The sequence below is a fragment of the Streptomyces sp. P9(2023) genome (genome assembly GCF_032436795.1).
Classification (GTDB): domain Bacteria; phylum Actinomycetota; class Actinomycetes; order Streptomycetales; family Streptomycetaceae; genus Streptomyces.
On record NZ_JAUPWM010000263.1, the window covers coordinates 1 to 339 of the forward strand.

1 protein-coding gene is annotated in these 339 nt (G+C 71.4%); it reads right to left on the reverse strand.

What is annotated here, in order from left to right:
- Positions 1-315 (reverse strand): hypothetical protein (locus Q5762_RS37585; RefSeq protein WP_315896802.1); only part of this gene is annotated, 315 nt, incomplete at its 3' end.
- Positions 316-339 lie beyond the last annotated feature (24 nt).

A 339-nucleotide genomic window follows, 5' to 3' on the forward strand; every position in this document is an offset into this window, starting at 1 on the left:
GAGGGTGCCGATGTGGCAGCGGTTGCATCGGGCGTGTCGGGGTGGGTCGTCGTCGCGGACTCCTCGGGTGGCGGCACGGGTGTTGCGCCAGCAGCGGTCGATGCCCCACACCAGCTCGTCCCACTGGGGCAGGGTCTGGGCGAAGTTGAGCCAGGTGGTGAGCCATGCGCAGCAGCCTGCGACGGTGTCGGGCAGGTCGTCGGGGTGGTGGCCGGCGTCGAGGGCGTCGGCCTCGATGTCTCGGCACCAGGTCCACAGGTAGGGCAGGAGGCCTGCTCGGTCGGGGTCCACCCATTCGGCGCGTCCGGCTGCCACGTCCTGCGCGAGCGTGGTGTTGAG